Origin of the sequence: Pseudomonas sp. MS19 (genome assembly GCF_013277615.1) — a bacterium.
GTDB lineage: Bacteria > Pseudomonadota > Gammaproteobacteria > Pseudomonadales > Pseudomonadaceae > Aquipseudomonas > Aquipseudomonas marincola.
In genome coordinates this window covers 1-25,081 of the sequence record NZ_VBTO01000015.1, presented here as the reverse complement: position 1 = coordinate 25,081, position 25,081 = coordinate 1, and the positions used below count along the sequence as shown (strand labels likewise).

Below are 25,081 nucleotides of genomic sequence, written 5' to 3'. Positions count from 1 at the left end.
GGAGCGTGTAAACGGGATATTGAAAACTGAGTTCCTGCTTCACCGGCCTAAAGATCTAGCTGAGGCAATTCGTATGGTCGACGAGTCGGTCAATATCTATAACAGCAGGCGGCCGCATTTGGCCTTGAAATACAAAACGCCCGATGCGGTGCATCAGGCGTTTTGAAGACGAAATAGGTGTAAACCTATTTCAGGACTAGACATATTAAGCACAAAAATTGCCCATTTATTGCAGTCATGCGCCGAGATAGAGCGGTCGCGCAAAAGTTCCCGACAGGGTGTGATCTGCGTCTCACTTGATCAAGTTTTGCCTTTGCGCGCAGTCAAACACAGCTAAGCTGGCCCCTCGTTTTATTGACTAAACCTAGGTTGCGAGCTGTCTTATGTGGAAGCGTTTCTGCTGGATGAGCGCCTGTGCGCTCGTGATGATTTCAACAATGGCGCGTGCTGAAATCGACCCTGAATACCGCATGGTATTGCTCACCGAAAATTTCCCGCCATACAACATGGCCATCAACGGTAAAAACTTCGCCCAAGAAGACAATATCGATGGCATCGCCGTGGACATCGTCCGCGAAGTGTTCAAGCGTGCTGGCATCAAATACAACCTGACACTGCGCTTCCCGTGGGACCGGATCTACAACCTGGCCATGACCAAGCCCGGCTATGGCGTGTTTGTCACGGCGCGCCTGCCCGAGCGTGAAGATCAGTTCAAATGGGTCGGGCCGATCGGGCCGGATGACTGGGTATTGCTCGGCAGGAGCGACAGCACAATTACTCTGAAAAACCTCGATGAGGCGAAAAACTACAAGGTGGGTGCCTACAAAGGTGACGCGATTGCTCAGCATCTGACCGAAAAGGGTCTGCAGCCGATCACCGTGCTGCGTGATCAGGCCAACGCGCAAAAGCTAATGTCCGGCGAGATCGACTTGTGGGCGACCGGCGATCCGGCTGGCCGCTATCTGGCCAAGCAGGCTGGCATCACTGGCTTGAAGACCGTTTTGCGCTTCGACACTGCGCAGCTGTATCTGGCGCTCAACAATGAAGTGCCAGATGAAGTGGTGCAGAAGTTGCAGTCCGAACTGGATGCGCTGCGCAAAGAGGGATTTGTTGACGATATTCTCAACAACTACCTGTAAGCCTGCATTTACCTAAGCTCGGTTTTGCGCTCGGCCCGATGCCGGGCGCAGCCGTTAACAATAATCACAACAGAGCGAATCATCGAATGCTGAAAACCCTGAAAATCGGTTTGCTGTTCGGCTTGGCCATGGCGGCGTGCGCTGCACGCGCAGAACTGCCGGAAGACTATAAGGTGGTGTTGCTGACGGAGAACTTTCCGCCATTCAACATGGCTGTCGATGACAAGAACTTCGCTCGTGATGATGGCATTGACGGCATCAGCGCCGACATCGTGCGGGAAATGTTCAAGCGTGCCGGTATCAAATATTCGCTGACACTGCGCTTCCCGTGGGATCGCCTGTATCGGCTGACGCTGGAAAAGCCCAACTACGCACTGTTCTCAACGACCTTCACCCCAGAGCGCGAGCCGCTGTTCAAATGGGTCGGCCCGCTGGCTAAAACTGGCTGGGTACTGCTCTCGGCGCCGGGCAACACCATCAGCGTTGCCACCCTTAAAGATGCCGCGCAATACACCATCGGCGCCTATAAAAACGATGCAGTGAGCCAGCATCTTGAGTCGCAGGGCATGTCGCCCATCAACGCGCTGCGCGATCAGCAGAACATCGCCAAGCTGATGGATGGCAAGATTGACTTGTGGGCGACCACCGACCCGGTCGGCCGTTACCTGGCCAAGCAGGAAGGCGTTACCGGCCTCAACACCGTGCTGCGCTTCAACGAAGCCGAACTGTACCTCGCCCTCAACAAAGACACCCCGGACGAAGTAGTCGAGCGCCTGCAAAAAGCCCTCGATGAATTGCGCAAAGAAGGCTTCGTCGACGACATGACCAATAGCTACCTGTAGCCGTACCCCGACGTTTTTCAAGGGGCGCGCCGAACCGCGCCCATATCCGAAACCGCCATGACGGAAGCCCCTGCGGGGATTCCATCCTCCGTATATGCCGCCACACACAAGCCCGGAGGATGGATGGCGGAGCGAAGCAACGCGATCCGTCATTGCGTAATCCGTCACGGCGCACACCGGATCAATTGCACAACCGCGTCCATATTCGAAACCGCCATGACGGAAGCCCCTACGGGGATTCCATCCTCCTTATAGGTTTCCCGTCGTACCCAAGACCGGAGGACGGATGGCGGAGCGAAGCAACGCGATCCGTCATAGCGTAATCCGTCACGACGCACACGGATCAATTGCACAACCGCGTCCATATTCGAAACCGCCATGACGGAAGCCCCTACGGGGATTCCATCCTCCAAACATGTCCGCCCGCCGTACCCAAGACCGGAGGATGGATGGCGGCGCGAAGCAACGCGATCCGTCATTACGCAATCCGTCACGACGCACGCCGGATCAATTGCACAACCGCGTACATTTCCGAAATCGCCATGACGGAAGCCCCTGCGGGGATTCCATCCTCCAAACATGCCCGCCCGCCATACCCAAGACCGGAGGATGGATGGCGGCGCGAAGCAACGCGATCCGTCATTACGCAATCCGCCGCGATCCGTAATGACACACAACCTCAATTATTCCGGACCACCCCAATCGATGGGATATATCCCGTTGCGCACATCCCGGTGAAAGGTGGAATACGGCCAGTCTCTCACCCGACGAACCCAGCCATGCGTAAGCGGGTTTCCATGCACGTAATCCACGTGCTCGCGGAAGTCCTTCTCGTCACGAATCAAGCGCTCCCAGAATCTACGCTGCCAAATGCCGCGTTCACCACGAAGAATGCGCACGTTCGAGCGTGATTCCCCGCGCGGTAATGATTGGCTAAAAGTGGACTTGATCAGGCGCCAGCGCAGCGAATAATTGCTATCGCCAGCCGGTAGCGTTAATACGCAATGCATATGCTCCGGAAGAACGACCCACGCATCGATCTGGAACGGGTGCAGGGTCTTAACCCGCCGCACGGCGTCGCGTAGCAAGCCGATATGTTGGATTAACAGGTCGTTGTCTTCGCGATGCAACAGGTTCACGGTGAAGAACCAAGTCGCCCCAGGCACATAAATACGTCGATAGTTCGGCATCCTTGCCCCTCCCTTGCATCAGCCAAAGCATAGCCGGGATAAAAGAGCCCGTTAGCACAACCACCGAAATGCCAATGAACCGGAAAATGGATTGGCAGGCGGATGCATACGACCGGAGGATGAATACGGCGGAGGATGGATGGCGGCGCAAAGCAACGCAATCCGTCATTGCGTAATTCGTCATTGGCGCGCATCGGATCAATGGCTCAACCGGGTACATATCCGGGATTGCCATGACGGAAGCCCCTTTGGGGATTCCATCCTCCACGTAGGTTATCCGCCGTACACGAAATCGGAGGATGGATAGCGGAGCGCAGCAACGCAATCCGTCGTTGCGTAATCCGTCAATGGCGCGCATCGGATCAATGGCTCAACCGCATACATATCCAGGATTGTCATGACGGAAGCCCCTACGGGGATTCCATCCTCCACATATGCCGCCGCACAAATCCGGAGGATGGATAGCGGCGCGAAGCAACGCAATCCGTCATCGGCACTTAGTTGCTGCGGGTTACGTTCAGGCCTTTGAGCAGGTTCAGGGCCTGGCTCAGTTGGTAGTCGTCGTCTTGCAGCTTGCGCTTGCTGGCGGCCTGGCTGCCGGTTGGCTTGTCTTTGCCGCCGTTGCCGTTACCGAGGTGGCCTTGCAGATCGGCTTCTTTGTAGATGGAGTCTGCTTGTAGCTTGGTGACCTTGGCGCGGGTGACTTCGATGTCTGGCACGATGCCCTGCGCCTGAATCGAGCGGCCATTAGGCGTGTAGTACAACGCCGTGGTGAGTTTCAGGGCGCGGTCGTTGGTCAGCGGCAATACGGTTTGGACCGAGCCTTTACCGAAACTGTCGGTGCCCATCAGCACGCCGCGTTTGTGGTCTTGCAATGCGCCGGCGACGATCTCGGAAGCCGAGGCGCTGCCGCCGTTGATCAGTACCACCAATGGCACGCCTTCGCTGGCGTCGGCCGGATCGGCGGAGAAGCGCAATTCCGAATTGGGGATGCGGCCCTTGGTGTAGACGATGAGGCCTTTCTTGAGGAAGTGGTCGGTCACTTCAACCGCTGCCTGCAGAACGCCGCCTGGGTTGTTGCGCAGATCGAGAACGATACCGCTGAGCTTCTTGGCGTTTTCCTTGCGCAGTTTGGCCAGTGCCTTGCCGACTTCTTCGCCGGTTTTAACCTGGAACTGAGTGATGCGCAGGTAGCCGTAGCCGTCGTCCAGCAATTCGCTCTTGACGCTTTTGACCTTGATCGCTGCGCGAGTCAGGGTCACGTCGAATGGCTTGCCGCCGTCGCGTACCAGGGTCAGCTTGATCTTGCTGCCTGCTTTGCCGCGCATCTTGTCGACGGCTTCCATCATCGACAGGCCTTTGGTCGGCTGGTCGTCGATCTTGATGATCAGGTCGCCTGGCTGGATGCCCGCCGCAGAGGCCGGGGTGTCATCGATGGGCGATATCACTTTGACGAAGCCGTCTTCCATGCCGACTTCAATCCCCAGGCCGCCAAACTCACCGCTGGTGCTTTCCTGCAGTTCAGCGAAGTCATCTGGCTCAAGGTAGGCCGAGTGCGGGTCGAGGTTGCTGAGCATGCCTTTGATGGCGTTTTCCAGCAGGGTCTTGTCGCTCACCGGTTCGACGTAGGCGGTCTTGATCCGGTCCATCACCTCGGCAAAAGTGCGCAGCTCATCGAGCGGCAGCGGCGCCTTGCTGCTGGCTACAGCCTCGGTGGGCTCTGCAGCGTGCAACAACGAGGCTCCGCCCAGCAGTGTTGCTGCCAGGGCGAGCGATGTGGCGCGGAACAATTGCGGCATAGCGTACAAACTCCTACACGATGAGGTGGCGCATATCTTGTGGCGCAAAACGGGCGGTGTAACGCATTAGCGTAACGACCGTTTACAAAATGTTTAAGTTCAGTAAGTAAATCACGTTTTAACGCTGCACTGGCATCTGCCTTTCATTAAGTGGTTGCCGGTGCACATGAAAGTTGTTGTTCAACCCTGCGAGCGACACCATTGCGTCGGGTTGCTGGGGCGGCCTTGCTGGCGAATGGCGAAGTACAGGGCCGGGGTGCTCTGCCCGCCGCTGGTGCCGACAGTCGCGATTGCCTCACCGGCTTTGACGATGTCCCCGGCATCTTTCAACAGGCTCTGATTATGGCCATAGAGCGTCAGATAGCCGTTGCCGTGGTCCAGAATCACCAACAGGCCGGCGCCGCGTAACCAGTCGGCAAATACCACGCGGCCACCGTGTACGGCGTGAACCTGGCTGCCGGCTTGCGCGCCGATGAGTACGCCGTCCCACTTGGTGCGCGTGTCTTCGCCGCGTGCGGTGCCAAAGCTTGCGACGATTCGCCCGTTAACCGGCCATGGCAATTTGCCCTTGGCCTTGGCGAACGGGCCGCCGTATACCGCGCCCGAAGTAACAATCGGGCCGCTGGCTGGGCGGCTTGGGGTAGTGCTTTGCTGCTCGCGTTGTTGTTCACGAGCTTCGGCGAGTGCCCGTTGGCGCGCCAGTTCGGCTTCACGGGCCTGGCGGGCGAGGGTGGCTTCGATGGTTTTGATTACGTTGGTGAGTTGTTGCTGGTCTTTCTGGCGGGATTTTAGCTTGCGGTCACGATCTGAATATTGCTTGTCGAGCTTGGCCAGTGCCAGTTTTCGCTCTTCCCGCACCTTGGCCAGTTTGGCCGTGCGGTCGTCCAGTGCGTTTTTCTGTTCCAGCAATTTGTTTTGCTGGGCGATGATGTCTTGTTCAACGTTACGCAGTTGCTCGAGCGTCTCGTTGAAGGCGCTGAGCTGTTCCATGCGCGCCTCACTGACGTAGTCGTAATACGTCATGGTGCGCGAGAATTTTTCAGGGTTTTGCTGGTTGAGCAGCAGCTTGAGGTATTCCTGCCGGCCGCTCTGGTATGCCGCGCGGGCTTGAATGCCGATCAGCCGTTGCTGCTCATGGCGCGCTTCTTCGAGTTTTTTTTTCTCTGCATCCAGCCGTTTGGCTTCTTCTTCACCGCTTTCCAGTTCTTTTTGCAGGTCGTTGACCTGTTTCTCCAACTGGCCCATCTCGGTTTCAGTCTGCTTCAGCGACTTCTGCACGCCGGACTTTTCTTTCTGCAGGTTATCCAGCAGCTTTTTCAGTTCGGCAACATCCTTCTGCGCCGCTTTGAGCTGTTGTTCGGCGGCTGCTTTGTCATCGGCAAATACCGGAGACACCAGGCAGGTCATAAGCACGAAGATGAGAGCGCGATACATGGGGCGGGCGGCACCTGGATAAAGGGTCGGACTGTGGATAACTCAGCGCGGGTGTGGGCAACTCAAACCTGGCCAAACCAGCCGGAAGCAAACGCCAATGGCCTGCTCCAGCTGTAATCGGGGCGGCTTGATAATGCACGACCAGCCACACAACGCACGCGACCTAGTATGCCTAAAAAATCGGCGACCCGCTGCATGCTTGTCTGCCAGCCGTGCGGGCTGGCAGGTTTGCGCTGTGATACAGGCCTTATTTCAGGCTGACGATGCTGGTGCCGGTCATTTCGGCAGGCACTTCGAGGCCCATCAACATCAACATGGTCGGCGCCACATCTGCTAGAACGCCGCCTTCACGCAGGCCAACGTTACGCTTGCCGACATAAATGAAAGGCACCGGCTCGCAGGTATGAGCGGTATGTGCCTGGCCGGTGCAGACGTCTTCCATCTGTTCTACGTTGCCGTGGTCGGCAGTAATCAGTGCTTCGCCGCCGACTTTGTCGAGGGCTGCCACGATGCGACCCACACAGCTGTCGAGGCATTCAACGGCGGCGACGGCGGCCGAGAACACGCCGGTGTGGCCAACCATGTCGCCGTTGGCGTAGTTGACGACAATCACGTCGTAGCGCTGATTTTCAATCGCATCGACAATTTTGTCGGTGACTTCGGGTGCGCTCATCTGCGGCTGCAGGTCGTAGGTTGCGACGTTTGGCGACGGGATCAGAATGCGCTCCTCGCCTGCAAACGGCTCCTCGCGGCCACCGGAGAAGAAGAAGGTTACATGCGCGTACTTCTCGGTTTCGGCGATGCGCAGCTGGGTCTTGCCCTGTTTGGCCAGGTATTCGCCGAGCACGTTGCTCAGGGCATCCGGCTTGAATGCGCTTGGGGTTTTGATGCTGGCGGAGTACTGGGTCAGCATCACGAAGTCAGCCAGCTTGGGCACGTAGCCACGCTCGAACTCGCTGAAGTCCGGTTCGACAAAGGTGCGGGTCAATTCGCGGGCACGGTCGGCGCGGAAGTTCATGAACACCACCGCGTCGCCATCTTCAACGCGTACAGCGTCGCCGATGGTGGTGGCTTTGACGAATTCGTCGTTCTCTTCACGGGCGTAAGCGGCGGCGAGGCCGGCTTGCGCGGACTCGGCGTTGAACAGGCCCTGGCCGGCGGCGATCAGTTGGTAGGCTTGAGCTACGCGGTCCCAGCGATTGTCGCGGTCCATCGCAAAGTAGCGGCCGATCAGGCTGGCGAAACGGCCTTTGCCAACGCGGGCGAAGGTGTTTTCAATGAACTCGATTGGCGCTTCAGCGCTTTTCGGCGGCGTGTCGCGACCATCAAGGAAGGCGTGCAGGTAGATTTTCTCTGCGCCACGTTGAGCGGCCAGCTCGATCATTGCCGCAATGTGGTCCTGATGGCTGTGTACACCGCCATCCGAGAGCAGGCCGAGAATGTGCACGGCTTTGCCGGCGCCAACGGCCTTGTCGACCGCGCTGGTAATGGCGGCGTTGTTGAAAAAGTCGCCGTCTTGAATGGCTTTGGTCACGCGGGTGAAGTCCTGATACACCACGCGGCCGGCGCCGAGGTTCATGTGGCCGACTTCCGAGTTGCCCATCTGGCCATCTGGCAGGCCAACATCCATGCCACTGCCCGAGATCAAACCGTGTGGCTGAGTGGCCAGCAGGTGATCGTAAACCGGGGTGTTGGCGGCGTAGATAGCGTTGAATTCCGGGTTGTCACTATGGCCGAAGCCATCAAGGATAATCAGGACCAAAGGGGTTGGCGTGGCGCTCATAAAGCTGGCTCACTCTGCGTTTTGTGCGAAAGATCAGCCATTTTAAGCCCTGCGAGCGTCTACGTCACCGCCACAGACATTTTGCGCGACATAGGGCCGCTGGGGCCGGGGTGTTTGCTTCGATGCAAGTGTGTTGATTGTTTTTATAGAAGGCAGCGGTCAGCGCGCTTTCGTCGGTAGGTGTGCTGATTGTGGTGCTCAAACAGGCTCAGGCTGACGGTCTGTCTAGGTGCCAGTCGGGCAGGTCGTGCGGCTTAAATCGCCAGGCAAAGGCCTACAGCCAGTAACATGTAGGGATGCCTCATCGTGACTGATAGTGGTAAAGTCACGCGCAATTTCGTGTGTTGCCAGTCTGGAAGATTGGCTTTTGTGGGCTTGAACCGGTTGTGGTTAGAGCTGCACGCACGGTTCTCAGAGGGAGAGCGCGCCAGGAATGGTCTGCTCCTCCGACTTATCGCCCTGGAATATTCTGATGCTTGCCCATCTAATCGAATTCGTTACAAACCACTTTATTCTGAGTGGCATTTTCGTCGTACTGCTGGTGTTGCTGCTGTTTACTGAAATGCGCAAAGGCGGCAAAAGCCTGAGCAGCCGCGAGTTGACTGCATTGCTCAACAGCGAGCAGGGTGTGGTTGTGGATATCCGTAATCAGAAAGACTTCTCGGCAGGTCATATTGTTGGTTCTGTACACATCCCGTACGAAAAGTTGACGTCGCGCATCGCCGAGCTTGAGAAATTCAAAGACAAGACCGTTATCGTGGTCGATGCAATGGGTCAGCATGCTGGCACCTCTGCACGTGAACTGATGAAGGCTGGCTTCACTGCCGCCAAGCTTGCCGGCGGCATTGCCAGCTGGCGTGGTGATAACCTTCCCGTGGTGAAGTGATATGTCTGAAGTCGTAATATATTCGAGTGACTACTGCCCGTTCTGCATGCGCGCCAAGCAATTGCTGAGCAGTAAAGGCGTAGACTTCAAAGAAATACAGGTTGATGGCAAACCGGGCGTTCGCGCTGAAATGACCAAGAAAGCTGGCCGTACGTCGGTGCCGCAGATCTGGATCGGCAGCACTCACGTTGGCGGCAGCGACGAGCTATATGCGCTGGAGCGCGCGGGCAAACTCGACGCGTTGCTCAAAGGCTGACATCGGGTGTGATTACCGCCGGCAGGCCTGCGGGCTGCTGATGCAGGTAATCACCCTTCAATTAACTGGCATTAACTACAAGAAGGCTTTGGCATGACTGAGCAAGCTAACAACGGCGCCGCACAGGGCGAACAAACTCCGCAGTTTTCCCTGCAGCGTATTTATGTGCGTGACCTGTCCTTTGAAGCGCCGAAGAGCCCTGAGATTTTCCGTCAGGAATGGACTCCAAGCGTTGAGATGGACCTGAACACTCGTCAGAAGTCGCTTGATGGCGATTTCCACGAAGTAGTGCTGACCCTGTCCGTAACCGTCAAGAACGGTGAAGAAGTTGCCTTCATTGCTGAAATCCAGCAGGCCGGTATCTTCCTGATCAAGGGCCTCGATGCAGCATCGATGAGCCACACCCTCGGCGCTTTCTGCCCGAACATCCTGTTCCCGTATGCACGCGAAACCCTGGACAGCCTGGTTGTTCGCGGCTCGTTCCCAGCCCTGATGCTGGCACCGGTGAACTTCGATGCCCTGTATGCCCAAGAGCTGCAGCGTATTCAGCAAGCCGCTCCGGACGCCACTGTTCAGTAACACCGAATAGTGTTGCTCTGCAGCAACCGCTGAAACAAAACCCCGACGGCCCAGGCCTCGGGGTTTTTTGTTTTATGGGGGAATAATCGCCGCGAGAGAAAGCCTATTGTTCAGCCCATATGGCGCCATGACGGATTAACCTACGGTTTATCCATCCTCCGTTCGAATTATGCATCCGCCGCAAATCTTCTGCCGAACCCCATCGGAGGATGGATAGCCCTTTGGGCAATCCGTCATAGCGATGTATGCCTCGCAAAAAAATCGCGCCGCCGCGCGACCTCACGACGCAATCAAACGCCCGATTTAGCGCAACCGATACTCAGCCATGACGGATTAACCTGCGGTTTATCCATCCTCCGTTTGAATCATGCATCTGCCGCAAATCTTCGGCCGAACCCCGTCGGAGGATGGATAGCCCTGTGGGCAATCCGTCATGGCGGTTTACGATTCTCAGGCCATTTTCAGCCAAGCTGTGTGTTCGGCTCGCTTTAACTCGCCAGCCACTGCGGGATTCTGCGTTCGAGGTAATAGCCCGGTTTTTTCACGCTGCCGTCGATGAAGCCAACGTGGCCGCCGTGTGCGTGCAGTTCAAACTCGGTGCTGGCCGAGAGTTCATGCGCATCCGGCAGGCTTTGGCGGAATACGAAGGGATCGTCTGCGGCCTGAATCAGCAGCGTGCGGCATTCGATTGCGCCGAGGTAATAACGGCTCGATGAGCGTTTGTAATAATCCTGCGCATCGCTAAAACCATGCAGCGGCGCGGTGATGCGGCCGTCAAAGTCCCAGAAGGTGCGCATATTCTCAAGCGAGCCCAGACTATCGAGCTTGGCCAGGTGTTCGGTTTGGCCGTGATGGGCAAACAGGCGCTGTTTATTCTTCACATAGGCGACCATCTCGCGCATGAAGTGCGCTTGATACACCTTGGAAAAGCCTATGCCGATGCGGTCCGCGCACTGGTCCAGCCGGTAGGGCACCGAAACCGCCACCGCGCCTTGCAGGTGGCTTTGCGGGCCACTTTCGCCCAGGTATTTGAGCAGCACATTGCCGCCCAGCGAATAACCCACCGCATACAATGGGGCCATTGGCCGCTGGGCGCGCAGGTGATTGATGGTTTCGCGCAAATCTTCACTGGCGCCCGAATGGTAAGCCCGGGGTAATAGGTTGGGCTCGCCCGAGCAGCCACGCCAGTTCAAGGCCACGCTGGCCCAGCCTTGTTGCGCCAGACTCTGTTGCAAGCCGAGCACATAAAGTGAACTGGACGAGCCGGTAAGGCCGTGCAGCACCAGAACCAGCGGCGCTTCGACATCGTGCTGGCCGTACCAGTCGAGGTCGAGAAAGTCGCTGTCAGCCAGCCACAGACGTTCCCGGCGACGCTCAAGCTTCGGCGGGGTGCGACACATCGAATTCCACAGCGTTTGGCTATGTGCGCCAGGTAACCACCAGGCTGGTTTGAATGCTGTGTTCATGCTGTTTCCGATCTGTAGTTCGTCGGGCGCCGAGCCGACGCAAGCAGGCGCTTCAGGTGCAATACCCGTCACGCCATAACTGCAAAGCCTGCCTTGGCTTAAGCCGTGCGCTGCCACAGGGCGTAGTAAACCTGCCCGGATTTCTTCTCCCGGTGTAGGCGCCAGTTGCCTGGCAAGCCCAGCGTAGATGGCGCGGTTTCGCTTTCACTATAAATCCACGCATCACTGCTCAGCCAGCCGTGTGTTTCCAGCAGATTGCACGCCGGGGCCAGCAGATTCTGGTGGAACGGCGGATCGAGAAACACCAGATCGAACTGGGTCGTAGGCTGGGTTTGCAGATACGTCAGTGCATCAGCCTGTGCCAATTGGCCATGCTCGCAGCGCAGTGTTTGCAAATGCCCGCGCAGGGAGGCGATCGAGTCCGGGTTCATGTCCAGTGCCAGCGCGCGGGAGGCGCCACGTGACAGCGCCTCGAGAAACAATGCGCCGCTGCCGGTGAATACATCGAGCACTTTGGCGCCTTCAACGTAAGGCGCCAGCCAGTTGAACAGGGTTTCCCTGACGCGATCGGGCGTTGGCCGCAAACCCTGAGCGTCCGGAAAGCTGAAGCGGCGCGAACGCCACTCGCCCGCGATGATTCGCAGTTGGCCGAGGCCCGAGTGGCTGGGATTGATACCTGCAGATTTACGCATCAGTGCTCCGGTACGCCAGCGGGTTGCTCGACAGGTTTGTCGGTCGGTGGCGGTAGTTCTTTTTGTTCAACTGTAGGGCCGGCGGTAACGATTACCAGCGCTTCAGGGTCGAGGTGTTTAGCCATTGCTGTTTTTACCTGCTCAACCGTTAATGCCTGTACTTGCTGCATAAAGGTTTCGAGGTAATCCAATGGCAGATTATAGAAGCCGATAGAACCCAGTTGGCCGACAATTGCTTCATTGCTGGCGGTCGAAAGCGGGAAGCTGCCTGCCAGCTCACGCTTGGCTTTGTTCAGCTCGTCTTCGGTCGGGCCGTTTTTCAGGTAATCGGCGAGCAGGTCTTTGACCAGTTGCAGAGTGCCGGCGCTGAGTTCGGCGCGGGTTTGCAGGTTGATCATGAACGGGCCGCGCGCCTGCATGGCGCTAAAGCCTGAATAGACGCCGTAAGTCAGGCCGCGCTTTTCGCGGACTTCTTCCATCAGACGTGTGCCGAAACCGCCGCCACCGAATATCTGGTTGCCCAGATACAGCGCTGCATAGTCCGGGTCACGCCGGTCGATGCCCATTTGCGCGATCATCAGGTGCGTCTGTTTGGACGGGAACTCGATGTGCTCGGTCTTGGCTTGCGGCTCTTGTGGCTGGGCGATCACCGCCAGCGCCGGGCCTTTCGGCAAGTCGGCAGAAACCTGGGCGGCCAGCGCTTCGGCTTCAGTACGTGACAAATCACCCACCAGCGCGATCACTGTGTTGCCAGCGGCGTAAGCCTTGGCGTGGAACGTTTGCAGTTGTTCGCGGGTGATCGCCGGAATCGATTTCTCGTTGCCGTCACTCGGGTGGGCGTAAGGATGGTCGCCGTAGAGATTGGCGAACAATGCCTGGCTTGCCAATGTGCCCGGGTTCTTCTTTTTATACTCGAAGCCTGCCAGCACCTGATTCTTGATCCGATCGAGCGAGTCTTGCGGGAATGTCGGCTTGCCGAGCACTTCACCAAACAGTTTCAGCGCCGGTTCGCGCTTGTCGGCAGCACTCAGGCTGCGCAAGCTGGCGACGGCCATGTCGCGGTAGGAACCGTTGCCGAAGTCAGCGCCGAGGTCTTCAAAGCCGGCCGCGATTGCACTGACATCCTTGCCCGGCACGCCTTCGTTGAGCATGGCGTTGGTCAGCATGGCCAGGCCCGGCTTATCGCCGTCCTGGCTGCTGCCAGCGGCGAATGTCAGGCGTAGATCGAACATCGGCAATTCATGGGCTTCAACGAAAAGCACCTTGGCGCCTTCCTTGGTTTTCCATGACTGGATGTTCAGGTCGCGACGCACCGGCGCTTTGCCGTCGAGGCCAGCGAGTGATTCGAGTTTGCTGCCATCAACTTTGGCGGTGTCTGCCAGCGCGTTGTGGCTGATAACCAGCGAGGTGCTCAGCGCCAGGCCGAGCAGGCCGCGAGTGAGGCAGTGGCCAAGACGGTTGCGCTTATTCATTGCCCTTCTCCTCAGGTAATACATAGGCGACGCTGAGGCGGTCGCGGGTAAAGAAGGTTTTCGCGGCTGCCTGAATGTCAGCCGGCGTTACGGCTTCAAGCGCCTTGAGTTCCTGATCCATCAACTTCCACGACAGACCCACGGTTTCAAGTTGGCCAATGGCCATAGCCTGACCGGTAATCGAGTCGCGCTCATAAACCAGTCCGGCAATGACCTGGGCGCGTACGCGGGCCATTTCTTCAGCGCTTGGCGGGTTCTTCTTGAGGTCTTCCAGTTCGGCCCACAAGCCAGCTTCGGCCTGCTCGATGGTCTTGCCGGTTTGTTCGTTCGGCGTGGCGGAAAGCACAAACAGGCTGTCGCCCCGGCTGAACGGCTCGTACCAGGCCGATGCGCCGGAGACCAGTTCCTGACCGCGCTCAAGGCGTGATGGCAGGCGTGCGCTGTAACCACCGTCGAGCAGCGCCGAGATCAGACGTAAGGCGTGCACCTGACGCGGGTCTTTTGCCGTCGCAAGGCCTGGCACGTTGAAGCCCATCAGCAAGTTCGGCAGTTGGGTATTAACATGCAGGGTGATTTTGCGTTCACCCGGCGTGGCCAGCTCCAGCGGCGCTTTGGACGAAGGCACGGCGCGACGCGGGACTGGACCGAAGTATTTCTCGCTGAGCTTTTTAACCTGATCTGCCGTCACATCACCGACGACAACCAGCGTCGCGTTGTTCGGCGCATACCAGGCCTGGTACCAGTCACGCAGCTCTTCAACCTGCATGCGTTGCAGGTCGGCCATCCAGCCAATGGTCGGCGTGTGATAGCCGCTGGCAGGGTAAGCCATGGCCTTGAAACGCTCGAATGCCTTGCTGGTGGGTTTGTCATCGGTGCGCAGGCGGCGTTCTTCCTTGATCACTTCGATCTCGCGCTTGAACTCGTCAGCCGGGACTTTCAGCGTTGCCATGCGGTCTGCTTCAAGCTCGAAAGCGACGGGCAGGCGATCGCTGGCGAGCACCTGGTAGTAAGCGGTGTAGTCATCGCTGGTGAAGGCGTTTTCTTCGGCGCCGAGTTCACGCAGCACGTGTGACGCTTCGCCCGGGCCGAGCTTTTCGCTGCCTTTGAACATCATGTGTTCAAGGGCGTGCGACAAGCCAGTGCGGCCCGGTGTCTCGTAGCTGGAGCCCACCTTGTACCAAAGTTGGGAAACCACCACGGGGGCGCGATGATCTTCGCGGACAATGACCTTGAGGCCGTTGTCGAGGGTGAATTCGTGAGTCGGTTGCGGGGCGGCGGCCAGCGCGCTCAGCGGCACAACAAGCGCGCTGAGGAACAGACCTGCAGCCTGATGGCAAAATGATTTCATAAGAGGTGTATTCACATTCAGAGAGCGTTCAGGTCTGGCGTGTAAACAATGCCAGTCCGCGGAGTTTCGCCTCGTGAGGCGCTGGCCAGAAGGGCTGCGCTGCAGACCCTGTGGATTGTCGCGTTTCGTCGTGAATTGGGAGCTAACAAACAGGTCTCCTCGGTTTTTGCCTTGAGCCCCGCAGGGGCAGGCGTAATCATCTATCTGGCACGTGGGTCACAACCCAGGCCGGCAATCGGCTTACAGACCTATTGGTTACAGCGAACTGTCGGTTGGGCACGCTTGGGCTTAGCCTCGACGGTCGCGGAGGTGCTAGGATACTCATCCGTTTGACTGACGACCATGCCTGTAAACGTGACTAAACACCATGTTGTGCCGAGAACGTGCGAGTTCAACGTATAAATGGTGCTTTAGTGTGGTTTGCCAGCCTGTCGCATCTTTGAGATAGCCGTCCTCCATGTTTGGTTCCAACGACGACAAGAAGACCCCCGCACAGCCTGCGGAAAAAAACACCGATCAGCCCGCTGAGAAAAAGGGCCTGTTCGGCTGGTTGCGCAAAAAGCCGCAAGAGCCTGCTGCGCCTGCATCGCCGCCCGCTGAGCCCGCCGCTCCGGCGCCAGTTGAGCCTGCCGTTACAGAGTCGGCTCAACCCGTGCAGCCGCTGCCACCTGTCGAGGCCCCTGTTGCGCCTGCGCCGGTAGCCCAGCCGCAGCCTGTGGAGCCCGAGCAGCCAGCCGCTGCCGCGCCAGAACCGGTTGCGCCAGTATTGCCCGAGCCCGAGCCTGCGCCCGTGGTTGCTGCGCCTGAGCCTGTTGCTGCTCCAGTGGTTGCAGCTGCGGTTGAGGCCGCGCCTGCGGTTGAGCAGAACAAGCCGGACGATAATCAGGGCGGCTGGTTTAGCCGCCTGAAGAAAGGCTTGTCGAAGACCGGTTCGAGTCTTGGCGAAGGCATGGCCAGCTTGTTCCTGGGCCAGAAGACCATCGACGATGACATGATCGATGACATCGAAACCAGCCTGCTGGTGGCCGATGTCGGGGTCGAGGCAACCAACGTCATCATCGATAACCTCAGCCAGAAGGTTGAGCGCAAGCAACTGACCAACAGCAATGCGTTGTATCAGTCGCTGCAGGAAGAATTGACCGCCATGCTCAAGCCGGTCGAGCAGCCGCTGGTGATCGACACCAGCAAGCAGCCGTACGTGATTCTGGTGGTTGGCGTTAACGGCGCCGGCAAGACCACCACCATTGGCAAGCTGGCGAAGAAACTCCAGCAGGAAGGTAAAAAAGTCATGCTCGCGGCTGGCGATACCTTCCGCGCCGCTGCTGTCGAGCAATTGCAGGTGTGGGGCGAGCGCAATCAGATCGCGGTCATTGCCCAGCACACCGGCGCCGATTCGGCCTCGGTTATTTTCGATGCGGTGCAGGCCGCCAAATCACGCGGCATGGATGTGCTTATCGCTGATACGGCCGGTCGCTTGCACACCAAAGATAACCTGATGGAAGAACTGAAGAAGGTTCGCCGGGTCATAGGTAAGCTTGATGACACCGCGCCGCACGAAGTGCTGCTGGTATTGGATGCCGGCACCGGGCAAAACGCGATTAATCAGGCTAAACAGTTCAATCAGACAGTGGCGCTTACCGGTCTGGCGCTGACCAAGCTAGATGGCACAGCCAAGGGCGGGGTTATTTTCGCCCTGGCCAAACAGTTCGGTTTGCCAATCCGTTACATCGGCGTGGGCGAGGGCATTGATGACTTGCGCACGTTTGAAGCAGAAACATTTGTACAGGCCCTGTTTGCTCAGCGTTAATTCACGCTGAGCAGTACTAAGCGAAGCACTTGTAGAAAATAACCAAGGATACTCTCTCGATGATTCGTTTCGAGCAGGTCGGTAAGCGTTATCCGAATGGTCACGTTGGGCTCCACGAACTGAGTTTTCGTGTGCGCCGTGGTGAGTTCCTCTTCGTGACCGGCCACTCGGGTGCCGGCAAAAGTACCCTGTTGCGCTTGTTGTTGGCGATGGAACGGCCGACTAGCGGCAAGTTGCTGCTCGCTGGGCAGGATCTGGCGCAGATCACTAACGCGCAGATTCCTTATCTGCGTCGGCAGATTGGTGTGGTGTTCCAGAATCACCAGCTGCTGTTCGATCGCAGCGTCTTCGATAATGTCGCCCTGCCGCTGCAGATTCTCGGTTTGTCCAAAACCGAAATCGGCAGCCGCGTAGGTTCGGCGTTGGAGCGTGTGGCGCTGTCCGACAAAGCCGAATTGTTCCCCGGCGACTTGTCTACTGGTCAACAGCAGCGCGTGGGTATTGCCCGCGCCATTGTTCACCGCCCGGCCTTGCTGCTGGCGGATGAGCCGACCGGTAACCTCGACCCGCGGCTGGCCGCCGAAATCATGGGCGTGTTTGAAGACATCAATAAGCTTGGCACCAGTGTGCTGATCGCCAGTCACGACTTGGCGCTGATCGCGCGGATGCGTCACCGCATGCTTACCCTGCAACGTGGCCGCCTGATTGGTGACGGGGAGGCCGTGTAATGAGTGCAACCCGTATTCCACCACCGCAACCCGCTCAACGTGTCGGCGCTGCGCCGAAGAAAGTAGATCCAAAAATCCCTGATGAAGGGCCGGACTTCCGCACCCAGTTCCATGCCTGGGTCGAGAGCCATCGGGCGAGTATTGTCGACAGCCTGCGCCGTCTTGGCCGGCAGCCGATTGGCAGCTTTTTCACCTGTTTGGTAATGGCTGTGGCGCTGAGCCTGCCGATGGGCTTGTCGTTGCTGCTCAATAACGTCGAGCGTTTGGGCGGTTCATGGCAGCGCGCGGCGCAGATTTCGCTGTTCATGCAGTTGGACGTTAAAGATGCCGCAGGGCAGGCGCTGAGTAAGCAGATCGAAGGCATGCCTGATGTCGCAAGCGCCGAGTGGATCAGTCGCGAGCAGGCGCTGGCCGAGTTCCAGCAGCAGTCCGGGCTGGGCCAGGCGCTAAAGGAGTTGCCGGATAACCCATTGCCAGGTGTGGTGCTGGTGACGCCGCAAGAGGTCGACAAGCCCACGCTGGAAGCGTTGCGCCAGCGTTTGTCGGAATTGCCCAAGGTCGAGCAGGCGCAGGTTGACCTGCTCTGGGTTGAGCGGTTATCGGCGATTCTCAAGCTCGGCGAGCGATTTGTATTCGGCCTGACCTTATTGTTGGTCATGGCGTTGCTGCTGGTAATCGGCAACACCATTCGTCTGCACATCGAGAACCGGCGCACCGAAATCGAGGTCATAAAGCTGGTTGGCGGCACGGACAGTTACGTGCGTCGGCCCTTCCTTTATATGGGCGCGCTCTATGGCTTTGGTGCCGGGCTGTTGGCATGGCTGGTGCTGGCTTACGGCTTGAACTGGCTGAACGGGGCCGTGGTTAATCTCGCCGGCCTGTATGGCAGCAACTTTGCCCTTGATGGCGTACCGGCTGGTGATGGCTTCTCGCTGGTAATTGGTGCGGTTCTGCTGGGTTATATCGGCGCATGGCTGGCGGTGGCGCGACACTTGAGAGAACTGGCTCCACGCTGAGCAGGGCGCGCCGTAATACTTTAGTAACTAATTGATTTGATTGATGTTGACTATTGGTCGGGGAACTTGTAGAAGCGTTCCATGTCTGATTTGGCAGTGTTAGACTGCACACGATTCGTCAGTCGGAGGAATTAAATGTCCACTTCATTGCAACCTGTACATGCTTTGGTTCCAGGCGCAAACCTGGAGGCATACGTGCATGCGGTCAACGGCATTCCACTGCTGTCGCCGGAGCAGGAACGCGAGCTGGCCGAAAGCCTTTTTTACAAGCAGGACCTCGAAGCTGCACGGCAGATGGTGCTCGCGCATCTGCGTTTCGTCGTGCACATCGCCCGTAGCTATTCTGGCTATGGCCTGGCTCAGGCAGACCTGATCCAGGAAGGTAATGTTGGCCTGATGAAGGCCGTGAAGCGTTTCAACCCGGAAATGGGTGTGCGTCTGGTGTCGTTTGCAGTGCATTGGATTCGTGCCGAAATCCACGAGTTCATCCTGCGTAACTGGCGCATCGTCAAAGTGGCGACCACCAAAGCTCAGCGTAAGCTGTTCTTCAACCTGCGCAGCCAGAAGAAGCGTCTTGCCTGGCTGAACAACGATGAAGTGCACGCTGTTGCCGAGAGCCTCGGGGTTGAGCCGCGCGAAGTGCGCGAGATGGAAAGCCGCCTGACCGGCCACGACATGGCCTTTGATCCGGCCAACGACGCGGACGATGAAAGCGCATTCCAGTCGCCAGCCCAATATCTGGAAGACAACCGTTATGACCCGGCGCAACAGCTGGAAAATGCGGACTGGTCCGACAGCTCAAGCGCTAATCTGCACGAAGCGCTGCAAGGCCTCGACGAGCGCAGCCGTGACATCCTCTATCAGCGCTGGTTGGCTGAAGAGAAGGCCACGCTGCATGACCTGGCCGCTAAGTACAACGTGTCTGCCGAGCGTATTCGTCAGCTCGAAAAGAACGCGATGAACAAGCTCAAAGGCTCGATAGCAGCCTGAGTCAGCAAATCGCTAAAGCCGCACTCAGGTGCGGCTTTTTTCTGCCTAGAGAAAATCATGAATTTTCGTTCGCTCAGCTCCAAGCACATTGTCTTCCTGATTATTGTGGCCGTTCTGTTCTTTGCCTGGGGCGCTTGGCTGACCAAGCCTGCTGCACCTGCATCTGCGCTCAAGTGGTTGTCGGGTTGGCAACAACAGGTGCTCGATCCGCTGGCGCAAGATCAACTGCATTTATCCGATTTGGCGCATCAGGTCAGCGGCGATTTGTGGCTGCAGCCACGCAAGGACGGCGCACGGTTGCTGTTTCGTGGCAGCTTCGAGGAGTCTGGCCAGCCGTGGGCCGTTGAAGGCGATGTGCAAATGGACTCCGCGGAAATGAGCAGTTTGATGGCGGCAGCGGGATTGACCCTGCAAGATGATGAGCAGCCGCTGAGCGCGCAGATGCTGGCGCCGCTGGGCAAGCATCGGATCAGCGCCATCACCGTGCTGGCGCCCAAGGATATTGCGCCGGAGCGGCTGGTGAGCAGCATCGGCCAGCCGCGTTTGCGTTTGGAACTCCCGGCAGGTGTCGCCTGGGTGTATCCGCAGCAAGGCCTGACCGCGCACATTCTCGATGATGCCGTGCAACTGATCCGCATCGTCCCGAACAAGTTGTTGCAGCAAGGCTAAGCCCGATCAGTTGAATCCGAGCTTTTTGATCCACTGGCTAGGCGCTGACTCAAGCTGGACCAGATAGTTGCTGCCGCCGAGCTGACGCATCTGCCGACGAATCCAGTTGGCCCGGCGACTGACATAGGCGCTCGGACGGCTGGCGCTGCGGGTGAGCGGGCTCGGCAGAATGGCCGCCAGCAAGCTGGCCTGCTGCGCAGACACATACGGCGCACCGACCCCGAAGTAATGTTGCGCGGCGGCTTCGGCGCCAAACACGCCGGTGTCCCATTCCGCGCTGTTGAGGTACACCTCAAGAATCCGCTGCTTGGGCCAGAGCAGTTCGAGCAAGCCGGTAAACCACACCTCGACGCCTTTGCGCAGCCAGCTGCGACCCGACCACAGAAACAGGTTCTTCGCCACTTGCTGGGTGAGGGTGCTGGCGCCACGAACCGTGCCGCCTTCCTGATTGTGGGCAATAGCCGCCCTGATCGCCGGGATATCAAAACCCCAGTGCTCGGCAAATTTCTGATCTTCGCCGGCAATCACTGCAATTTTGAGATCGTCGGATATTTGCGCCCACGGTCGCCACGTGCGCTGCAGATCAATCGGCTTGTCATCAATCCAGGACTCAATCTTGCGCTCGACCATTAACGCCGTGCCTGGCGGCGGTACCCAGCGGAAAATCAGCACGAGCAGGAATGAGCCGGCCATGAACCAGAAGATGACTTTTAACAGAAGGCGGCGGATGGTTCGGAACATGCGAGCTTGGCCGTGGAGAGTTTGCGCGCCATTATAGCGGCGACTTTGAACTTGTCTGGAGTGATTGCGTATGCGCATTTGGTTATTGTTGTCGGCTATTTCCGGTTTTACCGGTGTTGCACTGGGTGCATTCGCCGCGCACGGCCTTAAGAGCAAGCTCACCGCCGACTATCTGGCGGTGTTCCAGACCGGCACTCACTATCAGATGATCCACGCGCTGGCGCTGTTTGGCGTTGCCCTGTTGGCGCTGCACATGCCCAGCCGTCTGGTGACAATGGCGGGGGTGTTTTTCACCCTTGGCATTATCCTGTTCTCCGGCAGCTTGTATGCCCTGACCCTCAGTGGCATTGGCAAGCTGGGCATCATTACGCCATTCGGCGGCCTGGCATTTCTGGCGGGTTGGCTGTGTTTGGGGTTGGCTGCCTGGAAATTAACTTGACCGATGCGTCAGCTTTAATGACAAATGGCGCGTTGCAGTCTTGGTCATCCGGTTGGATCGGGCTAGAATGCCGACCCCCTCTCAAAATGTGACTGTGCCGTCATGCATATTCAGTTGAACGGTGAGCCTTTCGAGTTCCCAGATGGCCAGACGGTTGCTGATCTGATCAGCCACCTTGAGCTGACCGGCCAACGTGTGGCCGTTGAGCTTAATCTGGATATTGTCCCGCGCAGCCAGCACGCCAGCACGCGCTTGAGCGAAGGCGACCGCATAGAAGTGGTTCATGCCATCGGCGGCGGTTGAGACGCTGCATCCCCTATTTGACCATGCGCTGAACGTGCCCGCCGTTTGCCGCAGTGCCTATTTCGCATGAGGAGCTTTCGATGAATTCTGCTATTAAAGACAAGCCGTTCACTTTGGCCGGCCGTACTTTTCAGTCGCGTTTGCTGGTAGGCACGGGTAAATACAAAGACCACAGCGAAACCCGCGCGGCGATTGATGCGTCAGGCGCCGAGATCGTGACCGTGGCCGTGCGCCGGACCAACATTGGTCAGCGCAAGGGCGAGCCCAATCTGCTCGATGTGATTTCGCCGGATCGCTTCACCATCCTGCCCAACACCGCCGGTTGCTACACCGCTGAAGAAGCCGTGCGCACCTGTCGCCTGGCGCGTGAACTGCTCGACGGCCATAACCTGGTCAAGCTTGAAGTCCTGGCCGACGACAAGACCCTGTTCCCGAACGTCATCGAAACCATCAAGGCCGCCGAGATTCTGGTCAAGGACGGTTTTGATGTGATGGTGTACACCAGCGATGACCCGATCATTGCGCGTCAGCTGGCGGCCATGGGCTGTATTGCGGTGATGCCGCTCGCCGGTCTGATTGGTACAGGTCTGGGCATCTGCAACCCGTATAATCTGCGCATCATTCTGGAAGAGGCCACCGTTCCGGTTCTGGTTGATGCCGGTGTAGGCACCGCATCCGACGCAACCATCGCCATGGAATTGGGCTGCGAGGCCGTGCTGATGAACAGCGCCATCGCTCACGCCCAGAACCCGGTGATGATGGCCGAAGCCATGAAATACGCCATCGAGGCGGGCCGTCTGGCTTACCTCGCCGGGCGGATGCCGAAAAAACTGTATGCCAGCGCCTCGTCGCCGCTGGATGGCCTGATCGGCTAATACTTAACCCTGACGCTTCTGCTCCGGCATCCTGTTGCTGGCGCAGAGCGACTTAGAACCAACGATTGAAGAGCACGTAATGACCGACTCGCACGATCCTCAGGCGCCAGCCGAGGCAACTCCCAAAATGCGCACCATCAAAAGTTTCGTGATGCGCGCCGGGCGCATGACCGAAGGCCAGCAGCGCGGTTTGGATCAAGGCTGGAGCAAGTTCGGCCTTGAACTGGAGCAGGGAGCCCCTGATTTCGATGCGGTGTTCGGTCGCAGCGCTCCGCGTACCTTCGAGATCGGCTTTGGCATGGGGCATTCCCTGCTGGAGATGGCGGCCGCCGCACCGGATCAGGACTTCATCGGGGTTGAAGTGCATAGCCCGGGTGTTGGCGGGTTGCTTAATGGCTTGCTGACGCAGAACCTGACCAACGTGCGTGTGTATCGCTGCGATGCGCTGGAAGTGCTGCGTAATTGCATCGCCGATAACAGCCTTGACCGGCTGATGCTGTTCTTCCCGGACCCATGGCACAAGGCGCGTCACCACAAGCGCCGGATCGTTCAGGCAGCGTTTGCCGAACTGGTTCGCCAGAAGCTCAAAGTGGGCGGCGTGCTGCACATGGCGACCGACTGGGAACCCTATGCCGAGTACATGCTGGAAGTCATGAACGCAGCGCCTGGCTATCAGAACCTGGCGGCTGACGGCCACTATGTACCGCGCCCGGAAGAGCGTCCGACGACCAAGTTTGAGCGTCGCGGTGAGCGCCTTGGTCATGGCGTGTGGGACCTGAAATTCCAACGCAGCGCATAGGCCCCGCACTCTGGCCGGTCTTGGCGTTTTAGCGCGTTTGCCGATTTGCCCCAGCCTCTTCAACTCAATTGCACTGCTGTCTTGCGGCAGCGGTGCAGTTGCTTATCTGCATAAATCCCCGGCTATTTTCGTTGGTTTATAAAGCCTGGTGATGGTGCTTTATGCACTGGCGCAAAAAACTCGACAGATTAAAAGCAAATGCTTGTTTGAATGGGTAAACTCCGCGCGGGATTAATCCCTCAGCTGTTGCGTGTGCGCCCGGATGCTTTCTGTGGCTGCGCCGTGAGTGTCGAAACCGGCGCGGTTGAGGGGCAGGAGTAATCTTTGCGGGAAATGCCCGATGCCAGGACGGCGACTCACCACGACTGACCAATAAAGCCCGGCTCGTACCGGATATAAAAATACAGCGGCGCGGTCTTCTGCGCTGGGGGAGATTATTGTGTTACGTACACTTTCAGCACTGCTGTTAGCAGGCCTGGCGGTTCATGCGCAGGCTAAGGTTGATAGCGCGCAAGCCGATCGTCTGGGCCGTGATTTAACACCGCTGGGCGGCGAAATGGCAGGCAATGCTGCCGGCACGATCCCGCGTTGGGAAGGTGGCTTGGCGACACCGCCGGCCAACTATCAGCCGGGCATGCATCACCCGGACCCGTACGCGGGTGAGCAGCCGCTGTATAACGTCTCGGCGCAGAATCTTGCGCAGTACAAGGCGCAGTTGCCAATCGGCCTGCAGGTCATGCTGGAAAAGAATCCCGACTATTTCCTGCGCGTATTCCCGACCCATCGCAGCGCTGCCGCGCCGCAACGTATTTATGATGCGACTCAGCAAAATGCGCTGGGTGCCCGCCTGATCTCCGGCGGTAATGGCGTCGAGGGTGCGGCTTCAGGCATTCCGTTCCCGATTCCGCAGAATGGCCAGCAGGCTATCTGGAATCACATCATGCGTTATCGCGGTGATCAGATTCGCTTCGTCACCAACCAGGCTGCGGTGCTGGAGAATGGCAGCTACAACCTGCTCAAGCTCGAGCGCGATATCTACTTCGTCTATGGCCGCGATGGCATGACCACAGGCGACCTGAACAACACCCTGTTCTATTACAAGTACAAGATTCTCGCGCCTTCACGCGTCGCCGGTTCTGCGCTGGTGGTGCAGGAAACAATCGATCAGGTTCTGGCCATTCGCAAGGCCTGGCGTTTCAGTCGTGGCGATCGCCGTGTGCGTCGTCTGCCGATGCTGGCATACGATTCGCTGCAGCCAGACACCAATGGTCTGGCCACGGCCGACGTGGTTGACTCCTACAACGGCGCGCCGGATCGCTACGAATGGACGCTCAAGGGCAAGCAGGAAATGCTTGTGCCTTACAACAGCTATGCCGTTCACCAGCAGGGCATTCCTTACGAGAACATCGTTAAGAGCAAGCACCTCAACCCCGAGTTGCTGCGCTATGAATTGCACCGCGTATGGGTGGTCGAGGCAGATCTGCGTAAAGGTTTCCGCCATCCGTTCGGCAAGCGTCGCTTCTATCTCGACGAGGACAGCTGGCAGATTCTGGCCGTTGACCTGTATGACATGGACGGCAAGCTGATTGGCCTGCAAGAAAGCCATCCGATCAGCTATTACGAGGTGCCGATGTTCGGCAGCACGTTAGAGACCATCTACGACTTCAAGGGCAACCGCTACTTTGTCGATGGCCTGGACAACAACGAGCCGATGTACGACTTCAATGCGGACTTGAAGCGGACCGACTTCACCGTACAGGCCCTGCGCAGCGGCGGCATCTAATCCGCAGTTACCGCAGCTAAATGAAAAAGCCCTGAATGCATGCAT

The 25,081-nt window shown here is 58.0% G+C and carries 25 protein-coding genes; 16 read left to right on the top strand and 9 right to left on the bottom strand.

Features of this window, described 5'->3' with window-relative positions; translation table 11 throughout:
- From FEZ62_RS16935 to FEZ62_RS16925, 3 genes are all read left to right on the top strand, one after another.
- Nucleotides 1-166 (top strand): integrase core domain-containing protein (locus tag FEZ62_RS16935; protein ID WP_172929103.1); only part of this gene is annotated, 166 nt, incomplete at its 5' end.
- A 238-nt stretch (nt 167-404) separates the two neighbouring features.
- Nucleotides 405-1,139: an ABC transporter substrate-binding protein gene (locus FEZ62_RS16930; RefSeq protein WP_172929105.1), complete on the top strand. Its 735-nt coding sequence runs from the start codon at nt 405-407 to the stop codon at nt 1,137-1,139.
- A gap of 86 nt (nt 1,140-1,225) precedes the next feature.
- Nucleotides 1,226-1,981, top strand: a complete 756-nt coding sequence (locus tag FEZ62_RS16925) for a transporter substrate-binding domain-containing protein (protein WP_069902414.1) — start codon at nt 1,226-1,228, stop codon at nt 1,979-1,981.
- 683 nt (nt 1,982-2,664) lie between these two features.
- Here the strand turns inward: FEZ62_RS16925 and FEZ62_RS16920 are convergent.
- The 4 genes from FEZ62_RS16920 to gpmI form a co-directional block, all read right to left on the bottom strand.
- Nucleotides 2,665-3,171, bottom strand: coding sequence for a transposase (locus tag FEZ62_RS16920; RefSeq protein ID WP_172929101.1), 507 nt, complete (start codon nt 3,169-3,171; stop codon nt 2,665-2,667).
- Nucleotides 3,172-3,668: 497 nt separating this feature from the next.
- Complete coding sequence (locus FEZ62_RS16915; protein ID WP_172929099.1) at nt 3,669-4,970, bottom strand: S41 family peptidase; 1,302 nt, start codon at nt 4,968-4,970, stop codon at nt 3,669-3,671.
- A 180-nt stretch (nt 4,971-5,150) separates the two neighbouring features.
- Nucleotides 5,151-6,404, bottom strand: a complete 1,254-nt coding sequence (locus FEZ62_RS16910; RefSeq protein ID WP_172929097.1) for a murein hydrolase activator EnvC — start codon at nt 6,402-6,404, stop codon at nt 5,151-5,153.
- A 247-nt stretch (nt 6,405-6,651) separates the two neighbouring features.
- Nucleotides 6,652-8,187: a 2,3-bisphosphoglycerate-independent phosphoglycerate mutase gene (gene gpmI, locus FEZ62_RS16905; protein ID WP_172929095.1), complete on the bottom strand. Its 1,536-nt coding sequence runs from the start codon at nt 8,185-8,187 to the stop codon at nt 6,652-6,654.
- A 472-nt stretch (nt 8,188-8,659) separates the two neighbouring features.
- Here gpmI and FEZ62_RS16900 point away from each other — a divergent pair, with 472 nt between their 5' ends.
- The 3 genes from FEZ62_RS16900 (at nt 8,660) to secB (ending at nt 9,908) form a co-directional block, all read left to right on the top strand.
- Nucleotides 8,660-9,073 carry a rhodanese-like domain-containing protein gene (locus FEZ62_RS16900; protein ID WP_069902419.1) on the top strand — a complete coding sequence of 138 codons (414 nt, stop codon included), beginning with the start codon at nt 8,660-8,662 and terminating at the stop codon, nt 9,071-9,073.
- Nucleotide 9,074: 1 nt separating this feature from the next.
- Complete coding sequence (grxC, locus tag FEZ62_RS16895) at nt 9,075-9,329, top strand: glutaredoxin 3 (protein ID WP_069902420.1); 255 nt, start codon at nt 9,075-9,077, stop codon at nt 9,327-9,329.
- Between the two features lie 93 nt (nt 9,330-9,422).
- Entirely contained in the window at nt 9,423-9,908 is a 486-nt protein-coding gene (secB, locus tag FEZ62_RS16890; RefSeq protein WP_069902421.1) for a protein-export chaperone SecB, read from the top strand.
- A gap of 488 nt (nt 9,909-10,396) precedes the next feature.
- Here secB and FEZ62_RS16885 read toward each other — a convergent pair whose 3' ends face one another.
- From FEZ62_RS16885 to FEZ62_RS16870, 4 genes are all read right to left on the bottom strand, one after another.
- A complete protein-coding gene (locus tag FEZ62_RS16885) occupies nt 10,397-11,374 on the bottom strand; it encodes a hydrolase (protein WP_172929093.1) in 978 nt (325 codons plus the stop codon).
- 98 nt (nt 11,375-11,472) lie between these two features.
- Complete coding sequence (gene rsmD, locus FEZ62_RS16880; RefSeq protein ID WP_172929091.1) at nt 11,473-12,066, bottom strand: 16S rRNA (guanine(966)-N(2))-methyltransferase RsmD; 594 nt, start codon at nt 12,064-12,066, stop codon at nt 11,473-11,475.
- Nucleotides 12,066-13,538 carry a pitrilysin family protein gene (locus FEZ62_RS16875; RefSeq protein ID WP_172929089.1) on the bottom strand — a complete coding sequence of 491 codons (1,473 nt, stop codon included), beginning with the start codon at nt 13,536-13,538 and terminating at the stop codon, nt 12,066-12,068. The genes rsmD and FEZ62_RS16875 overlap by 1 nt, the downstream gene beginning before the upstream one ends.
- A complete protein-coding gene (locus tag FEZ62_RS16870; RefSeq protein WP_172929087.1) occupies nt 13,531-14,886 on the bottom strand; it encodes a pitrilysin family protein in 1,356 nt (451 codons plus the stop codon). Before FEZ62_RS16870 ends, FEZ62_RS16875 begins: the two co-directional genes overlap by 8 nt.
- A gap of 457 nt (nt 14,887-15,343) precedes the next feature.
- Between FEZ62_RS16870 and ftsY the strand changes: the two genes are divergently transcribed.
- The 5 genes from ftsY (at nt 15,344) to FEZ62_RS16845 (ending at nt 20,096) form a co-directional block, all read left to right on the top strand.
- Nucleotides 15,344-16,693: a signal recognition particle-docking protein FtsY gene (gene ftsY / locus FEZ62_RS16865; protein ID WP_172929085.1), complete on the top strand. Its 1,350-nt coding sequence runs from the start codon at nt 15,344-15,346 to the stop codon at nt 16,691-16,693.
- A gap of 59 nt (nt 16,694-16,752) precedes the next feature.
- Nucleotides 16,753-17,421, top strand: coding sequence for a cell division ATP-binding protein FtsE (ftsE, locus tag FEZ62_RS16860; RefSeq protein WP_069902427.1), 669 nt, complete (start codon nt 16,753-16,755; stop codon nt 17,419-17,421).
- On the top strand, nt 17,421-18,437 hold the full coding sequence (gene ftsX, locus FEZ62_RS16855) for a permease-like cell division protein FtsX (protein WP_069902428.1): 1,017 nt from the start codon (nt 17,421-17,423) through the stop codon (nt 18,435-18,437). The genes ftsE and ftsX overlap by 1 nt, the downstream gene beginning before the upstream one ends.
- A 135-nt stretch (nt 18,438-18,572) precedes the next feature.
- Nucleotides 18,573-19,427: an RNA polymerase sigma factor RpoH gene (gene rpoH, locus FEZ62_RS16850; RefSeq protein WP_069902429.1), complete on the top strand. Its 855-nt coding sequence runs from the start codon at nt 18,573-18,575 to the stop codon at nt 19,425-19,427.
- Between the two features lie 57 nt (nt 19,428-19,484).
- Nucleotides 19,485-20,096, top strand: a complete 612-nt coding sequence (locus FEZ62_RS16845) for a hypothetical protein (RefSeq protein WP_172929083.1) — start codon at nt 19,485-19,487, stop codon at nt 20,094-20,096.
- A 6-nt stretch (nt 20,097-20,102) separates the two neighbouring features.
- Here FEZ62_RS16845 and mtgA read toward each other — a convergent pair whose 3' ends face one another.
- Nucleotides 20,103-20,837: a monofunctional biosynthetic peptidoglycan transglycosylase gene (gene mtgA, locus FEZ62_RS16840; protein ID WP_172929082.1), complete on the bottom strand. Its 735-nt coding sequence runs from the start codon at nt 20,835-20,837 to the stop codon at nt 20,103-20,105.
- Nucleotides 20,838-20,907: 70 nt separating this feature from the next.
- Here mtgA and FEZ62_RS16835 point away from each other — a divergent pair, with 70 nt between their 5' ends.
- The 5 genes from FEZ62_RS16835 (at nt 20,908) to FEZ62_RS16815 (ending at nt 25,036) form a co-directional block, all read left to right on the top strand.
- Nucleotides 20,908-21,276, top strand: coding sequence for a DUF423 domain-containing protein (locus FEZ62_RS16835; RefSeq protein ID WP_090513834.1), 369 nt, complete (start codon nt 20,908-20,910; stop codon nt 21,274-21,276).
- Between the two features lie 102 nt (nt 21,277-21,378).
- Nucleotides 21,379-21,579, top strand: coding sequence for a sulfur carrier protein ThiS (gene thiS, locus FEZ62_RS16830; protein WP_069902433.1), 201 nt, complete (start codon nt 21,379-21,381; stop codon nt 21,577-21,579).
- 80 nt (nt 21,580-21,659) lie between these two features.
- Nucleotides 21,660-22,454 carry a thiazole synthase gene (locus FEZ62_RS16825; protein WP_069902434.1) on the top strand — a complete coding sequence of 265 codons (795 nt, stop codon included), beginning with the start codon at nt 21,660-21,662 and terminating at the stop codon, nt 22,452-22,454.
- Nucleotides 22,455-22,581: 127 nt separating this feature from the next.
- Entirely contained in the window at nt 22,582-23,253 is a 672-nt protein-coding gene (gene trmB, locus FEZ62_RS16820) for a tRNA (guanosine(46)-N7)-methyltransferase TrmB (RefSeq protein WP_239655578.1), read from the top strand.
- Nucleotides 23,254-23,692: 439 nt separating this feature from the next.
- Complete coding sequence (locus tag FEZ62_RS16815; protein WP_150548180.1) at nt 23,693-25,036, top strand: DUF1329 domain-containing protein; 1,344 nt, start codon at nt 23,693-23,695, stop codon at nt 25,034-25,036.
- The last annotated feature ends 45 nt before the right edge of the window (nt 25,037-25,081 follow it).

What these genes read in the sequence shown, in the direction of transcription:
- FEZ62_RS16930 (WP_172929105.1), top strand. Translation starts at nt 405, where the DNA reads ATGAGCGCCTGTGCGCTCGTGATGATTTCAACAATGGCGCGTGCTGAA.
- FEZ62_RS16925 (WP_069902414.1), top strand. Translation starts at nt 1,226, where the DNA reads ATGCTGAAAACCCTGAAAATCGGTTTGCTGTTCGGCTTGGCCATGGCG.
- FEZ62_RS16920 (WP_172929101.1), bottom strand. Translation starts at nt 3,171, where the DNA reads ATGCCGAACTATCGACGTATTTATGTGCCTGGGGCGACTTGGTTCTTC.
- FEZ62_RS16915 (WP_172929099.1), bottom strand. Translation starts at nt 4,970, where the DNA reads ATGCCGCAATTGTTCCGCGCCACATCGCTCGCCCTGGCAGCAACACTG.
- FEZ62_RS16910 (WP_172929097.1), bottom strand. Translation starts at nt 6,404, where the DNA reads ATGTATCGCGCTCTCATCTTCGTGCTTATGACCTGCCTGGTGTCTCCG.
- gpmI (WP_172929095.1), bottom strand. Translation starts at nt 8,187, where the DNA reads ATGAGCGCCACGCCAACCCCTTTGGTCCTGATTATCCTTGATGGCTTC.
- FEZ62_RS16900 (WP_069902419.1), top strand. Translation starts at nt 8,660, where the DNA reads ATGCTTGCCCATCTAATCGAATTCGTTACAAACCACTTTATTCTGAGT.
- grxC (WP_069902420.1), top strand. Translation starts at nt 9,075, where the DNA reads ATGTCTGAAGTCGTAATATATTCGAGTGACTACTGCCCGTTCTGCATG.
- secB (WP_069902421.1), top strand. Translation starts at nt 9,423, where the DNA reads ATGACTGAGCAAGCTAACAACGGCGCCGCACAGGGCGAACAAACTCCG.
- FEZ62_RS16885 (WP_172929093.1), bottom strand. Translation starts at nt 11,374, where the DNA reads ATGAACACAGCATTCAAACCAGCCTGGTGGTTACCTGGCGCACATAGC.
- rsmD (WP_172929091.1), bottom strand. Translation starts at nt 12,066, where the DNA reads ATGCGTAAATCTGCAGGTATCAATCCCAGCCACTCGGGCCTCGGCCAA.
- FEZ62_RS16875 (WP_172929089.1), bottom strand. Translation starts at nt 13,538, where the DNA reads ATGAATAAGCGCAACCGTCTTGGCCACTGCCTCACTCGCGGCCTGCTC.
- FEZ62_RS16870 (WP_172929087.1), bottom strand. Translation starts at nt 14,886, where the DNA reads ATGAAATCATTTTGCCATCAGGCTGCAGGTCTGTTCCTCAGCGCGCTT.
- ftsY (WP_172929085.1), top strand. Translation starts at nt 15,344, where the DNA reads ATGTTTGGTTCCAACGACGACAAGAAGACCCCCGCACAGCCTGCGGAA.
- ftsE (WP_069902427.1), top strand. Translation starts at nt 16,753, where the DNA reads ATGATTCGTTTCGAGCAGGTCGGTAAGCGTTATCCGAATGGTCACGTT.
- ftsX (WP_069902428.1), top strand. Translation starts at nt 17,421, where the DNA reads ATGAGTGCAACCCGTATTCCACCACCGCAACCCGCTCAACGTGTCGGC.
- rpoH (WP_069902429.1), top strand. Translation starts at nt 18,573, where the DNA reads ATGTCCACTTCATTGCAACCTGTACATGCTTTGGTTCCAGGCGCAAAC.
- FEZ62_RS16845 (WP_172929083.1), top strand. Translation starts at nt 19,485, where the DNA reads ATGAATTTTCGTTCGCTCAGCTCCAAGCACATTGTCTTCCTGATTATT.
- mtgA (WP_172929082.1), bottom strand. Translation starts at nt 20,837, where the DNA reads ATGTTCCGAACCATCCGCCGCCTTCTGTTAAAAGTCATCTTCTGGTTC.
- FEZ62_RS16835 (WP_090513834.1), top strand. Translation starts at nt 20,908, where the DNA reads ATGCGCATTTGGTTATTGTTGTCGGCTATTTCCGGTTTTACCGGTGTT.
- thiS (WP_069902433.1), top strand. Translation starts at nt 21,379, where the DNA reads ATGCATATTCAGTTGAACGGTGAGCCTTTCGAGTTCCCAGATGGCCAG.
- FEZ62_RS16825 (WP_069902434.1), top strand. Translation starts at nt 21,660, where the DNA reads ATGAATTCTGCTATTAAAGACAAGCCGTTCACTTTGGCCGGCCGTACT.
- trmB (WP_239655578.1), top strand. Translation starts at nt 22,582, where the DNA reads ATGCGCACCATCAAAAGTTTCGTGATGCGCGCCGGGCGCATGACCGAA.